Here is a 12085-nt window from a genome sequence, read left to right as displayed (position 1 = left end):
CTTCCCCGGCATAAACCTGACGAGGTACAGACATTGGCCATCATTCATCCTAAGGTTCGCGGTTTCATCTGCACCACGACTCACCCGAAGGGCTGCGAGCTCAACGTCCGTGACCAGATCGAAGCCACCCGCAAGCTGGGCGTACGCGAGGATGGCCCGAAGAAGGTCCTGGTCATCGGTGCTTCCAGCGGCTACGGCCTGGCAGCCCGCATCACGGCGGCGTTCGGCTTCAAGGCCGACACCCTGGGCGTGTTCTTCGAAAAGCCAGGCACCGAGACCAAGGCCGGCACTGCTGGCTGGTACAACGCTGCTGCCTTCGACAAGTTCGCCAAGGCCGAGGGCCTGTACAGCAAGTCGATCAACGGTGACGCCTTCTCCGACGAAGCTCGCGCCAAGGTTATCGAGCTGATCAAGAACGAAATGGGTGGCAAGGTCGACCTGGTCATCTACTCGCTGGCGTCGCCCGTGCGCAAGCTGCCGCAGACCGGTGAAGTCATCCGCTCGGCACTCAAGCCGATCGGCCAGCCATACAAGTCGACCGCCATCGACACCAACAAGGACACCATCATCGAGGCCAGCATCGAGCCGGCCACCGAGCAGGAAATTGCCGACACCGTCACCGTCATGGGTGGCCAGGACTGGCAGCTGTGGATCGATGCGCTGGCTGGCGCCAATGTACTTGCCGAAGGCGCTCGCACCGTGGCCTTCAGCTATATCGGCAGCGATATCACCTGGCCGATCTACTGGCACGGTGCACTGGGCCAGGCCAAGCAGGACCTGGATGAAACCGCCCTGCGTCTGAACCAGAAGCTGGCCGGTGAAGTGAAAGGCGGCGCCAATGTGGCGGTGCTCAAGTCGGTGGTTACCCAGGCCAGCTCGGCCATCCCGGTGATGCCACTGTACCTGTCGATGGTCTTCAAGATCATGCAGGAGAAAGGTGTTCACGAAGGCACCCAGGACCAGCTTGACCGCATGTACCGCGACCGTATGTACCGTACCGACGGTGCGCCGGCAGAAGTCGACGAGAAGGGTCGCCTGCGTCTGGATGACTGGGAGCTGCGTGACGACGTGCAGAACGCCTGCAAGGCCCTGTGGCCACAGGTGACCACCGAGAACCTGTTCGAGCTGACCGACTACGCCGGTTACAAGAAGCAGTTCCTCAACCTGTTCGGCTTCGAGCGCGCTGACGTCAACTACGACGAAGACGTGGCCACCGATGTGAAGTTCGACTGCGTCGAGCTGTAATCGGGTAAGCCTGTACCGGCCTCTTCGCGGGCAAGCGCGCTCCCACAGGTTCTCCCCCTGCAGGAGCGGGTTCACCCGCAAAGAGGCCGGTACAGGCTACAAAATCTTTGCTAGTTTTGGCGCACAACGACAGGAAATGCGCCATGAGTAGCCTCATCCAACCCGCTACCCCATTTCGCCACCCTGCGGCCGACGGATACAGCCTCGGCGGCTTCTGCTGGCGTCACGCCCAACCTGACCCCAAGCGCCCGCTGGTGATCATCAACGCTGCCACTTCGGTACGCTGCCGCTATTACGCCCGCTTTGCCGACTACCTGTTCGCCCACGGCTGCGATGTGCTGACCTATGACTACCGTGGCATCGGCGAATCCCGGCCTGCGTCGCTGCGCGGGTTCCAGGCCTCCTGGAGCGACTGGGGCCGGCTGGATTTCGAAGCCATGCTGGCGCATGCGGCAGAGCATTTCCCAGGTCAGCCGGTGGACGTGGTAGGGCACAGTTTCGGCGGTTGTGCAGTAGGCCTGGCACCGTCGGCTGGCCAGATACGTCGGGTCGTGATGGTCGGCGCGCAGTTCGCTTACTGGCGCGACTACGCGGCCAGCCAACGCTGGCAACTGTTCGGCAAGTGGCATGTGGTCATGCCGCTGCTGACCCGGGTATTCGGCTACTTTCCCGGCAAGCGCCTGGGTTGGCTGGAGGACACGCCATCCGGCGTGGTGCTTGACTGGACCACACGTACCCCGCGTTATGAGCACCGCCCCAGCGGGCGGGCGTTGGCGGCGCTACCGTTCGCCCAGGTACGTGCGGCGACGCTGGCCATCAGTCTGACTGACGACCCTTTCGGGACCGTAGCGGCAACCGAGCGTTTATTGGGTTATCTGCAAAGTGCCGAGCGCCAGCACTTGCGCATTGCACCTGTGGATATCTCGGTCGAGGAAATTGGCCATTTCGCGTTCTTCCATGACCGGTTTCGCGAAAACCTGTGGCCGGTGGCCTTGCAGTGGTTGCGGCAGGGGAGGCTGGAAGGTGGGGGGCCTGGCACCATTATCGATTGATGGTGGGCGCTGGATCGTGGGGCCGCAAAGCGGCCCCGGCAATCTCAAGCCTTGCGCGCAAGCGGCTGCGCAGCAAACTTCACACCCGCCAGACCGTGTTTGATCAGCGCACGGATGTTGCCATGGTCGCTACCCTCAGGCGTGGCCACCACATCACGGTAGTGCTCGCCGAAGGCCAGCAGCGCTTCCTGGTCGCTCAGCCCTTCAAGCAAGGCCAGGCCCAGGGTTTTGCACGAACCTTCGTTCTGCCCTGCCGCATTCTCCACGCCGCCATTATTGAAGGCCTGCGGCTGGTAGCTGTAATTGTCGGCAATGAACGCCAAGGTATCGGCAAATGCATGTTGGCCGCTGGCCAGGCTTGCGCGCAGGGTATTCAGATCAGTCACGAGGTTTTTCCTTTTTCGAACGCCGCTTGTTGTTCGGCGCTGGCTTCTTTCTGGTATTGGGCTTTCCACTCGGCGTAGGGCATGCCGTACACCGCTTCGCGGGCATCATCCAGGCTCAGGTCCAGCTGACGCTCGTCAGCGGCGGCCTTGTACCACTTGGACAGGCAGTTGCGGCAGAAACCGGACAGGTTCATCAGGTCGATGTTCTGTACATCGGTGCGCTTTTGCAGGTGTTCGACCAGGCGCCGGAATGCGGCGGCCTCGAGCTCAAGCTGTTGTTGTGGGGTCATGGTCTTCTCTCAAGTCATGCGGTTCTTCAGGTGGCGGCCACCGTTGATGACCACCTGGCTGCCGGTGCTGTACTGGCTGGCGAGCAGGTACTTGACGGTCTCGATCAGCGGGCCGGCGCCGGGTTCGAATTCCAGCAGAGCCTTTTTCAGGGTTTGCTGGCGGTAGGCTTCGTCCCCCCCTTCCTTGAGGATCAGCAGCCCGGGCAGGATACCGTTCACATGCACCTTGGGCGCATATTTTTCGGCGAATGACAGCACCATGTTCTGCAGTGCGGCTTTGGTGGCGGCATAGCCGATATGGCTTTTACTGCCGCGCGAAGAGGTTTCGTCGCAGATGTGGATGATGTCGGCCTTTTCCACCTTGGCCAGCAGGTCACCCAAGGCCAGGTTGAGGTGGTAGGGCGCTTCGACGTGCAGGCGGAACATGGTCTCGAGGTTGTCGAGGCCGTCGTCGAGCCACAGCGAGGCGTTGTGGATGATGGCGCGCAGTCCGTCGTAACGGTCGTGCAGGTGATCGATCAGCGCCTGGCGGTCGCCCGCGTGGCACAGGTCGGCCTGAAACTGCACGATGTTGGGGTGGGCTGCCTGTGGCTGGATGCTGCGGCTGGCACTGACCACCGTATGGCCGGCCTGTGCCAGTTCGAGGGCCAGGGCCAGCCCGACACGCTGGCTGGCTCCGGTAACGAGAATGGGGCTGTTCATGTTCGGGGTGGTCAACTTGTCTGTCCGTTGGTTGCCACCCAGCATACCCGAACTGTTTCCCTGTTGTATGGCCTAGCCTCAGCGGCTGCGCAAGGCGCCGGCAGTGGCCGGGGAGGCCTGCAGCCAACTGGATAGCAGGCGGGTGGACAGCGGGATGAACAGGTACACCATCACCGGCGTCAGGGCCAGGGTGCTGAGCAGTACCCGTGGCACGAGGTCGAGTGCCGTCAACCAATGGCCGAACAACAGGTTGAAGGCCAGCGAGACTGGGAAAAACGCCAGCCAGATAGCCACGGCCTGCTTCCAGCGTGGCGGTTTTTGCACCTTGTTGGTGCCAAACCAGTCGTCGATACCGCTGACACGCGCCTCTTTGGGGCGTTCGAACAGGCCGTTGCCGCGTTGTAACCATGCGCGGCGAGAGGCGGAGTGCTCCCAGGCATGCAGGGTCGGCTCGTCGCTGAAGCGGAAGATGATCTGAAATTCGTCGCCATCCCTGGGCGGGGCAAGGATGCCCGAGCCGAGGTAGCCAGGGAAGTCGGTGGCCAGCTGTTCGCCTTCGTGCAGCCAGGCCAGCAGGTCCTGGTAGCGGCCATGGGCGGCGCGGCGCGACACCATGAGGGTAACGGGTGGGGTAGACATCGTGTATCTCCTGGCAACGGGGCTGGCGGGTAGCTGGCCCTTTGGCTGTGTGGCCCGGGGTGGTGGGCGACGCAGTCGTGCATGCAAGAATCGGGCGCACATTATCGCGCAGTTGCGATCTTCGGCAAACTATCTGCTGGCAAACGGTGGCATCAACAGAACAGCACAGTCGTAGTAAGCTATACGTTCGGTTTTTTCGCACTCAGGGTATTTTGTGCAGATGAGCGAACAGGGACGTAAACCGTTGATCGATGCAAGCTTCGAGCAGCAGGAGTTATTTCCGATTCGTGAAGTGTCACGCTTGACCGGTGTCAACGCCGTGACCCTTCGTGCCTGGGAACGCCGTTATGGACTGATTCAGCCCATCCGCACCGACAGTGGTCACCGCCTGTATTCCCAGGCTGATATCAATGAAATCCGCCGTATCCTTGGGTGGCTGGAGCGCGGCGTGGCGATCAGCAAGGTCGGCAGTATTCTGGCTCGCGGCGATGCCCTCTCCGGGCAGGCTGGCGGCGCGGTGGACGCCTGCCTGCGCTGGCAAAACCAGATTCGCCTGGCGGTACAGCACTTCGACGTGGCGGGCCTGAATCGCCTTTATGACGAGGTGTTCGCGGCCAGCACCCTGGACCAGGTGTTCGCCGATGTGTTCATGCCAGTGTGGCATGACATGGTAGTCCGGCAAGGCGGCTACGGGCAGGCCAGCGAATGGCTGTTCTATGACCAGTTCCTGCGCGGTCGGGTTTTCGCCCGCTTGCAGCTGGCCCGTGTACCGTGTAACCGCACCGTGCTATTGGCGCCATTGCCGGGGCAGTGCCATGAGCTTGAGTTGCTGGTAACCAGCCTGATCCTGGGTAACGATGAAACACGCGTGATCCCGTTGGCGAACGGGCAGCCGCTGCAAGAGCTTGCGCTGGTCTGCGAACGGCTGAAGCCGGACGCCCTGGTGCTGTTTTCCCATCAATCGCCCACAGCAGAACTCGCCCGGCACTTCAAGCGCCTGGCATCGATGCTGGAATGCCCATTGTTACTGGCCGGTGAAGCGGCGGAAGCGGTACAGGACAACCTGGCTGGCAGCCCTGTAGCCTGCCTGGGCGCGCAGGGCAGTGTGATGCGCCAGCGCTTGCGGCAGTTTCTGGCCCGTCAGCTCGATACCTGAGTGTGCAGCTCGGGGTGGGCGCGGCGGTGGGCCTGGAGGATGTAGTCGCGCAGGCGTTCGATTTCTTCGGCTGGGCTTTGGCCGAGGTCGTAGGCAGCCAGGTCCGTGCCGATGCGCCGGCCCAACACACCATGCAGTTCGATCGGGGTGATGCCGCCCGGGGCGAAGCGCAGCTCGAAGCGGGCGGGTGCTGTTGGCAAATCACGGACTTCCAGCAGTACACCTTTGAAGGAAATTTCGCGTACCCACAGGCCGCTTGCCTCGTCATGGGCATCAAGCAGTGCGCTCGGCTGGTCCATCGACAGACGCCATGGGCGCAGCATGGGGCCGTCTTCGTAGATTTCCGGTGAGCCCAGCTGAAGGTGCAGGGCGTGGAACTCGTCCTCTACCAGTTGCAGCGGGAAACTGATCTGCTGGTTGTTGAACTGGGCCTGTAAGGTCACCTGCTCATTAGACACCAACCGGGTGAGCAAGCTTTGTATGCGGCGGTCGCCATTGACCAGCAGGCTCGACATGGTGTCAGCCAGGTTCAGTTGCGGCGAGTGCTGCATATTCTGTATGAAATCCAGCTCGTCCTGGGTCAGGAGCGCGTCTGCTTGCATGATCGAACTCGGTGGTGGCGATTTCTTCAACGGAATTGACCGTGCGTGGCGAACTTGGTTCAGGCGCGTTCGTCGGGTTTCGGACGAGCGCGCAGTGCTGCCAGCTCCCGTTCCAGTTCGACCTGGCGGCTGACGTCTTTCTGGATGCCGATGAAGTAAGTGCGCTGGTCGAAGTCGCTCCTCACCGGCGTGATCGACAGCTCGTTCCAGAAGGCGCTGCCATCCTTGCGATAGTTACGCAGCACTTCGCGGCATGGGCGGCCCTCGGCCATGGCCTTGCGGATACGTGCGCGGCCAAGCTGGTCACGGTCGTCAGCCTGCAGAAACCGGCAATCCTGATAGAGAATCTCGTCACGGCTGTAGCCAGTGAGGCATTCGAAAGCGGCGTTCACGTAGATCAGGATGGTGTCGTCGCCTTCCTGTTCGGCAACCACGATGCCGTCATTGGACGCATCGACCATCGATTGCAGCAATTGCGCATTGATCATGTCCGGGCCATAGGTGAAGGAAAACGGAAGATGGCGACTTTGGTAAGGGCGGCCTTTTGCCAGCGTTGAATGCTAGTATCCTACTTTTTCACTCAGTTTCGGAATCCTCTACTCGATGAAAGTCGCCATTATTTCCGGCTCGGTCTATGGCACCGCCGAAGAAGTCGCCCGTCACGCTGAATCGCTGCTCAAGGCGGCGGGTTTCGAGGCTTGGCATGCTGCGCGTGCCACCCTTCAGGATCTTCAGGGTTTTGCCCCCGACGCCTTGCTGGCCGTGACCTCGACCACCGGTATGGGTGAGCTGCCGGACAACCTCATGCCGCTGTACAGCACCATTCGTGACACACTGCCCGCAGCCTGGCGTGGCCTGCCTGGCGCGGTGATCGCGCTGGGCGACTCCAGTTATGGCGATACCTATTGCGGTGGTGGCGAGCAGATGCGTGAGCTGTTCGCCGAACTGGGCGTGCGCGAAGTGCAGCCAATGCTGCGCCTGGATGCGAGCGAGACGGTGACCCCGGAAGCGGATGCCGAGCCTTGGCTGGCTGAGTTGGCGAGCGCACTGAAAGCCTGAACCGGCACCTGGGCAGGCGTGTTAGCTGTGCGGCTCGCGCAACAAGGCCAACCACGCCTGCGCTGCCCGTGACAGGTAGGCGCCGCGTCGCCAGATAAACGCGATGTCCCAGCGCAAATCTTCCTGCGTATTCAACGGCACACGCACCACCCCGGGGCGCTCCAGCGCTTTTGCCACTACCCGGGGCAGCATCACCACGCCCTGGCCCGCTGCAACCAGCGCTGCCAAAAAATCCGCCTGCCCGCTGCGTCCGCCTTCCTTGGGGGTGAAGCCCTGCTGCTGGCACGCCTTCAGCAGCCGGTCGTTGAGCACAAAACTGCGCTGGTACAGCAGAAAAGGTGTATCGGCCAGTTGCTCCAAGGCCACCGCGTCCAGGCCCGCCAAGGCATGGCCAGCCGGCAGCAACGCATCCAGCCGTTCGTTGCAGAAGGGCTGGTAGTCGAATGCCTCGTCGGTAGGCGTCAAACAGCCGCCCAGTTCCAGTTCGCCACTTCTGACCGCCTGTTCGATGCTGCGGCTGCCGCCTTCCAGCAGCTGGATGGCGATGTTCGGATGGCGCCGCCGGTACTCGGCGAAAAAGCCGGCGAACAGCGTGTCGCTGCCAAGCATCGGCAAGCCCAGGCGTAGTTCGCCACGCTCCATCTGGCTGAGATCGTCCAGCTCGTTGAGTAGCGCCTGGCGCTGACGCAGCAGGGCTTCGCCACGCTCCAGCACGATGCGGCCGGCAGCGGTCAAGTGCAGTTGCGAAGCCTGGCGCTCCAGCAGCGGCTGGCCCACATCTTGCTCAAGCTGGGCCACTTGCTTGCTCACGGCCGACTGGCTGATGTGCAGGGTCTGTGCCGCCTGGGTAAAACCGCCACGGTGGACCACTTCGATGAAGCTGCGCAGTTGTTTGAATTCCATGCTTAGGATTCCATTTTGGAATGGTGAGCAGTCTAACAATTCGCTTCTGGCCTAGGCAGCCAAATCTTAAAATGAGGGCCTGTCGAGGAACCCCGCCATGAAATCTGCATTATTGAAAAAAGCCCTGCGCCTGCTTGTCGAGCTGGCGGTTCTCTGTGCGCTGTTCCTGTTAGGTGGCCAGATTGCCAGTTGGCTGGGCTGGCCGATCCCCGGTGGTGTGATGGGCCTGGCACTGCTGTTGATACTGTTCGCTTCGGGTGTGCTCAAACCGGCCATGCTGCAATTGGGTGCTGGCTGGCTGATGGCTGAGATGCTGTTGTTCTTCATCCCAGCGCTGATGAGCCTGCTCGACTATGGCTCACTGATCCGTGATGAGGGCTGGCGCATCTTGCTGGTGATCGCCGTGAGCACGCTGATGGTGATGATAGTGACCGCCATGACCGTTGAGCTGGTGTGCCGCTGGAGGTTGCGCCATGAGCCTTGAACCCATGCCGCTGTTCTGGTTGGCCTTGACCTTGCTGGCTTACCTGGGCAGCCGCTGGTTGTACCGGCGTAGCAAACGCTACCTGCTGTCACCGTTGATCCTGGTGCCGGTGTTGCTGTTGGCTGTGGCCGTGCCACTACATACAGCCTATGCCGAGTATGCGCGCAACACCCACTGGTTGATGAGCGTGCTCGGCCCGGTGACCGTAGCCTTCGCGGTGCCGATCTGGCAGCAGCGGGCCATGCTGGCGCGCCACTGGCCGGCCTTGATGGTGGGCATGGTCGCTGGCAGCAGTGCCTCGATCGCCAGCTCCTGGGGGCTGGCGCACCTGTTGGCGCTGGACAGCGCAACCAGCCTGTCGCTGGTGCCGCGCTCGATCACCACGCCATTTGCCATGCCCTTGGCCCACGACCTGGGTGGGGTGCCAGAACTGACCGCGGTGTTCGTGATGTTCACCGGCGTGCTCGGTGCCATGTTCGGCGGTGTGCTGTTGCGTTGGTTGCCGCTGCGTACGCCGCTGGCACGAGGTGCGCTGTTCGGTGTTGGCGCGCATGGTGCCGGGGTTAGCCGGGCGCAGGAAGTGGGCCGTGAGGAAGGCTCGGTGGCCGGTCTGGTGATGGTCCTGACCGGGCTACTCAACCTGTTCGCGGCCCCCTTGTTGGCCTTGCTCCTCTGACCGTTCGTGCCACTGACTCGCTCAGTCATCAAGCTGGCTGGCAACGCAAGTTCCAGCCAATGGGCTGCTGGCTAGACTTTGCCTCGACATAGAGAGCACATGTAAGTGCCGAGGTGACATGCAATGAACGCAGCCTTGCCCTATTCCGCCAACACCACAACACCGGGACCCTTCTGATGCCTATGGCCGAGATTCCATTGTGCGTCTGGCGTACCCGGGCACAGAGTTTCATCTTCCGGGGCCAGAGCATCCGCTACTGGACCGCAGGGCAAGGAGAGCCTCTGCTTCTGTTACACGGTTTCCCCACCGCCAGTTGGGACTGGCACTACCTGTGGGGCCCTCTGAGCCAACGTTTCCGAGTGATCGCTTGCGACATGCTCGGCTTTGGTGATTCGGACAAGCCTGTCGATCACACTTACAGCCTGATGGAGCAGGCAGATCTGCAGCAGGCATTGCTTGCCCATCTGCAGGTCGCGCAGCCAGTGCATCTGTTGGCCCACGACTACGGCGGCAGCGTGGCTCAGGAACTGCTGGCGCGACACCATGAGCAGCGTGCCGACATTGGCAGCTGTGTGTTCCTCAACAGCGGGCTGTTCCCCGAAAGCTGCCGCATGCTACTGATCCAGAAGTTGCTGCTCAGCCGGTTTGGCTGGCTGGTCGGGCGCTCGTTCGGGCGTGACGACCTGGTGCGCAATGTGATGCAGGTCTACGGCCCCTGCACCCATCCCAGTGAAAGCGCGCTGGATGACTTCTGGAGCCTGATCGCTGCCAACCGGGGCACGCGCATCCTGCACAAGCTGGTGGGCTACATGCCGGAGCGCAGGTTGCACCGCGAACGCTGGGTAGGGGCGATGCAACGTAAAGGCGTGCCGCTGCGCTTGATCAATGGCATTGTCGACCCGCTTTCCGGCGCGCACATGCTTGAGCGCTACCGGCAACTGGTGCCGGAGCCGGACACCGTGCAGTTACTGGGCATTGGCCATTACCCGCATACGGAAGCGCCAGTGCAGGTACTGCGCCACTACCTGGCCTTTCGTGAGCGGCCGCTGAGCTATTACCCGCCGAAAGTGGCGTGGTCATGACGAGGCCTTTGCGCTGATGAGAGTGACAGCCACCTGACGGGCAGGATGCATTTTCAGACATCAAAAAAAAGGCCGCTGCAAGCCGCAGCGGCCAATCGAGACGTCAGATCAAGGAGCTTCAAAATCTACGTCGGTGAACCTAGCAGGCTTGAAAGGCGGGGGGGAGAGCCCTTCAAGCCGGCCAGTGAGTTAAGAATAAGCGCTTGATCCGTCTGGAAAAATAGCTTCTGTCGACATTCACCTTTACGTTTCGGGCAACAGTGCCAAGTGCTGGGTAAGCTTCCCTGCGCTATTGCCTTTCTCATCCGTTCACTCGAACAGAACCCGGACGCACCTGCGGATTTTCTGATCTACAGCCTGGCCAGCGGTTGCTGGTTCGATACTGAACGCGCGCGCGCTGCCCGTGAACTCGTCCCTGCCTTTGCTGAAAGCAGACCATCATCAAAGGGCACCCCACGTATTACACCTTTTCCGGCTTTGCCCGCATTACTTCGGCTACCGGCCAGGATATCTCGCACCTGGTGGAGTGGGAGATCGTACTGGCCGGCATCCTCAGCGTGCCGTTTCCGCTGGCGGCCATGGCCGTCGGGCTGTTCTGTGCGGCCAGGTCCTGCGTTACCGGGGCCATCGCGTGGAGCGATGGCTACCGTTCGGCCGCCTTGCTGTCGTTCGCGGCGGGGGGGGCAGGAACGGTGGCTTCCACGGGGGGCTTGGTACGGCTCGGTGCCGCGCAGAAATACATCACCGTGCTTTCCCGGGCAGAGGTGTCGCAGCCCACGGCCTTCTCGCGTGTGATCGGGCGGCTATGCGATGACTACGGCGATTTGGTGAGCGAGGTGGCGCCCGCCCTTTATGACGGTTTCTCTCAGGAACTGCTCTGGCTGGTCGAGGAGGAAACGCTAGACGTCGAAGCGCAGTGTGGGTTGCCCGCGTAACCCATGCGCCAGCTCACGGTTCGTGCGGCCGTGAGCAGGCGCTGCGCCGCCGGCCCATGTTCATCGGCATGGAAGATCGACGTCGGCCCGACCACGGTCATCACCGCGGCGATCTGCCCCATGGCGTTGAATACCGGCGCCGACAGCGCATCCACCCCCGGCATCAGCAGGCCATGCACATGGTGCAGGCCCTGTTCGCGGATGCCGGCCAGCAGTGTGTGGTAGTCACTGGCGGTTTGTTGCAAAGCGGCCAGTTCCCTGTCGCGCAGTTCCTGGGTTTCTCGCTCGGGCAGGTAAGCGGCGAATACCAGCCCGGTGGACGAGCTGAGCAACGGCAGCACCGAACCGATCTGGGTCACCACGGTGACCGCGCGCACGGCAGGTTCAATGCTTACCACCGTGGCCCCCTGGTTGCCCCACACGGCGATGAAGCAACTTTCGTTGAGTTCATCTCGCAACTGCGACAACGGCATCCCCGCCACCTTGAGTACATCGATGCTGCCCAGTGCCGCCAGCCCCACCCGCAATGCTTCACGCCCCAGCCCGTAATGGTTGGTGGCCGCATCCTGTTCGGCAAAACCACTGGCAATCAGCGCCTGCAGGTAGCGATGCACTTTGCTCGCAGGCATCTGCACGTGTTCGGCCAGGCGCGATAGTGAAGTCGAGGGTGAGAGTTCGGCGAGGGCCTTGAGGATGTCGGTGCCGACTTCCGCCGAGCGGACCTTCTGCTTGCCGGTGTCGGTGGGGGAGTTGGCTTTGGCCATGGGAGGGGAGGTTCCGGATTTATCGTGTCGCCTTTATAGCTTGACGCCTTGAGCGGAGCAAATTACGTTATTCGTAATCTGATTACGATAAAAACAAAATCCGGAGGCAT

15 protein-coding genes and 1 pseudogene are annotated in these 12085 nt (G+C 61.8%); 8 read left to right on the top strand and 8 right to left on the bottom strand.

Annotated features, from left to right (window positions below; genetic code table 11):
- Window positions 1-33: 33 nt before the first annotated feature.
- Window positions 34-1245: an enoyl-ACP reductase FabV gene (fabV, locus tag QCL51_RS21125; RefSeq protein WP_003251642.1), complete on the top strand. Its 1212-nt coding sequence runs from the start codon at window positions 34-36 to the stop codon at window positions 1243-1245.
- Window positions 1246-1388: 143 nt separating this feature from the next.
- Entirely contained in the window at window positions 1389-2297 is a 909-nt protein-coding gene (locus QCL51_RS21120) for an alpha/beta fold hydrolase (protein WP_021784286.1), read from the top strand.
- 44 nt (window positions 2298-2341) lie between these two features.
- Here the strand turns inward: QCL51_RS21120 and QCL51_RS21115 are convergent, their stop codons facing one another.
- Genes QCL51_RS21115 through QCL51_RS21100 form a run of 4 tightly spaced genes read right to left on the bottom strand, consistent with a single transcriptional unit; the run spans window position 2342 to window position 4314 of the window.
- Window positions 2342-2683 carry a HopJ type III effector protein gene (locus QCL51_RS21115; protein WP_021784285.1) on the bottom strand — a complete coding sequence of 114 codons (342 nt, stop codon included), beginning with the start codon at window positions 2681-2683 and terminating at the stop codon, window positions 2342-2344.
- A complete protein-coding gene (locus tag QCL51_RS21110) occupies window positions 2680-2973 on the bottom strand; it encodes a DUF1244 domain-containing protein (RefSeq protein ID WP_003251648.1) in 294 nt (97 codons plus the stop codon). The genes QCL51_RS21115 and QCL51_RS21110 overlap by 4 nt, the downstream gene beginning before the upstream one ends.
- Window positions 2974-2982: 9 nt before the next feature.
- Window positions 2983-3720 carry a dihydromonapterin reductase gene (gene folM, locus QCL51_RS21105; RefSeq protein WP_021784284.1) on the bottom strand — a complete coding sequence of 246 codons (738 nt, stop codon included), beginning with the start codon at window positions 3718-3720 and terminating at the stop codon, window positions 2983-2985.
- 33 nt (window positions 3721-3753) lie between these two features.
- Window positions 3754-4314: an antibiotic biosynthesis monooxygenase gene (locus QCL51_RS21100; protein ID WP_021784283.1), complete on the bottom strand. Its 561-nt coding sequence runs from the start codon at window positions 4312-4314 to the stop codon at window positions 3754-3756.
- Window positions 4315-4534: 220 nt separating this feature from the next.
- Here QCL51_RS21100 and QCL51_RS21095 point away from each other — a divergent pair, with 220 nt between their 5' ends.
- Entirely contained in the window at window positions 4535-5470 is a 936-nt protein-coding gene (locus tag QCL51_RS21095; RefSeq protein WP_021784282.1) for a MerR family transcriptional regulator, read from the top strand.
- On the opposite strand, the gene QCL51_RS21090 is transcribed toward QCL51_RS21095, so the two are convergent.
- Entirely contained in the window at window positions 5455-6072 is a 618-nt protein-coding gene (locus tag QCL51_RS21090; protein ID WP_338444175.1) for a hypothetical protein, read from the bottom strand. The two genes, QCL51_RS21095 and QCL51_RS21090, sit on opposite strands and share 16 nt — an antisense overlap.
- A 59-nt stretch (window positions 6073-6131) precedes the next feature.
- Entirely contained in the window at window positions 6132-6560 is a 429-nt protein-coding gene (locus QCL51_RS21085; protein WP_021784280.1) for a PAS domain-containing protein, read from the bottom strand.
- A gap of 115 nt (window positions 6561-6675) precedes the next feature.
- Here QCL51_RS21085 and QCL51_RS21080 point away from each other — a divergent pair, with 115 nt between their 5' ends.
- Window positions 6676-7131 carry a flavodoxin gene (locus QCL51_RS21080; protein ID WP_021784279.1) on the top strand — a complete coding sequence of 152 codons (456 nt, stop codon included), beginning with the start codon at window positions 6676-6678 and terminating at the stop codon, window positions 7129-7131.
- A 21-nt stretch (window positions 7132-7152) separates the two neighbouring features.
- Here the strand turns inward: QCL51_RS21080 and QCL51_RS21075 are convergent, their stop codons facing one another.
- On the bottom strand, window positions 7153-8034 hold the full coding sequence (locus tag QCL51_RS21075) for a LysR family transcriptional regulator (protein WP_101196256.1): 882 nt from the start codon (window positions 8032-8034) through the stop codon (window positions 7153-7155).
- A 97-nt stretch (window positions 8035-8131) separates the two neighbouring features.
- Here QCL51_RS21075 and QCL51_RS21070 point away from each other — a divergent pair, with 97 nt between their 5' ends.
- The 4 genes and pseudogenes from QCL51_RS21070 to QCL51_RS21055 form a co-directional block, all read left to right on the top strand.
- Complete coding sequence (locus QCL51_RS21070) at window positions 8132-8518, top strand: CidA/LrgA family protein (RefSeq protein WP_021784277.1); 387 nt, start codon at window positions 8132-8134, stop codon at window positions 8516-8518.
- On the top strand, window positions 8508-9194 hold the full coding sequence (locus QCL51_RS21065) for an LrgB family protein (protein WP_021784276.1): 687 nt from the start codon (window positions 8508-8510) through the stop codon (window positions 9192-9194). The genes QCL51_RS21070 and QCL51_RS21065 overlap by 11 nt, the downstream gene beginning before the upstream one ends.
- 176 nt (window positions 9195-9370) lie before the next feature.
- Window positions 9371-10276: an alpha/beta hydrolase gene (locus tag QCL51_RS21060; RefSeq protein WP_021784275.1), complete on the top strand. Its 906-nt coding sequence runs from the start codon at window positions 9371-9373 to the stop codon at window positions 10274-10276.
- Window positions 10277-10794: 518 nt separating this feature from the next.
- Window positions 10795-11211 (top strand): annotated as a pseudogene (locus tag QCL51_RS21055) (hypothetical protein); the annotation flags it as partial.
- Here the strand turns inward: QCL51_RS21055 and QCL51_RS21050 are convergent.
- The gene (locus QCL51_RS21050) at window positions 11142-11975 is read right to left on the bottom strand and encodes an IclR family transcriptional regulator (protein ID WP_021784273.1); all 834 of its coding nucleotides are present in this window, start codon (window positions 11973-11975) and stop codon (window positions 11142-11144) included. The pseudogene QCL51_RS21055 and the gene QCL51_RS21050 overlap by 70 nt on opposite strands.
- Between the last annotated feature and the right edge of the window lie 110 nt (window positions 11976-12085).

It is taken from the genome of Pseudomonas sp. LTR0, assembly GCF_036630035.1.
Lineage (GTDB): Bacteria > Pseudomonadota > Gammaproteobacteria > Pseudomonadales > Pseudomonadaceae > Aquipseudomonas > Aquipseudomonas putida_Y.
The sequence above is the reverse complement of the archived record's forward strand: the minus strand, read 5'-3'. Positions and strand labels throughout refer to the sequence as shown.

What these genes read in the sequence shown, in the direction of transcription:
- QCL51_RS21120 (WP_021784286.1), top strand. Translation starts at nt 1,389, where the DNA reads ATGAGTAGCCTCATCCAACCCGCTACCCCATTTCGCCACCCTGCGGCC.
- QCL51_RS21110 (WP_003251648.1), bottom strand. Translation starts at nt 2,973, where the DNA reads ATGACCCCACAACAACAGCTTGAGCTCGAGGCCGCCGCATTCCGGCGC.
- folM (WP_021784284.1), bottom strand. Translation starts at nt 3,720, where the DNA reads ATGCTGGGTGGCAACCAACGGACAGACAAGTTGACCACCCCGAACATG.
- QCL51_RS21100 (WP_021784283.1), bottom strand. Translation starts at nt 4,314, where the DNA reads ATGTCTACCCCACCCGTTACCCTCATGGTGTCGCGCCGCGCCGCCCAT.
- QCL51_RS21095 (WP_021784282.1), top strand. Translation starts at nt 4,535, where the DNA reads ATGAGCGAACAGGGACGTAAACCGTTGATCGATGCAAGCTTCGAGCAG.
- QCL51_RS21090 (WP_338444175.1), bottom strand. Translation starts at nt 6,072, where the DNA reads ATGCAAGCAGACGCGCTCCTGACCCAGGACGAGCTGGATTTCATACAG.
- QCL51_RS21085 (WP_021784280.1), bottom strand. Translation starts at nt 6,560, where the DNA reads ATGATCAATGCGCAATTGCTGCAATCGATGGTCGATGCGTCCAATGAC.
- QCL51_RS21080 (WP_021784279.1), top strand. Translation starts at nt 6,676, where the DNA reads ATGAAAGTCGCCATTATTTCCGGCTCGGTCTATGGCACCGCCGAAGAA.
- QCL51_RS21075 (WP_101196256.1), bottom strand. Translation starts at nt 8,034, where the DNA reads ATGGAATTCAAACAACTGCGCAGCTTCATCGAAGTGGTCCACCGTGGC.
- QCL51_RS21070 (WP_021784277.1), top strand. Translation starts at nt 8,132, where the DNA reads ATGAAATCTGCATTATTGAAAAAAGCCCTGCGCCTGCTTGTCGAGCTG.
- QCL51_RS21065 (WP_021784276.1), top strand. Translation starts at nt 8,508, where the DNA reads ATGAGCCTTGAACCCATGCCGCTGTTCTGGTTGGCCTTGACCTTGCTG.
- QCL51_RS21060 (WP_021784275.1), top strand. Translation starts at nt 9,371, where the DNA reads ATGCCTATGGCCGAGATTCCATTGTGCGTCTGGCGTACCCGGGCACAG.
- QCL51_RS21050 (WP_021784273.1), bottom strand. Translation starts at nt 11,975, where the DNA reads ATGGCCAAAGCCAACTCCCCCACCGACACCGGCAAGCAGAAGGTCCGC.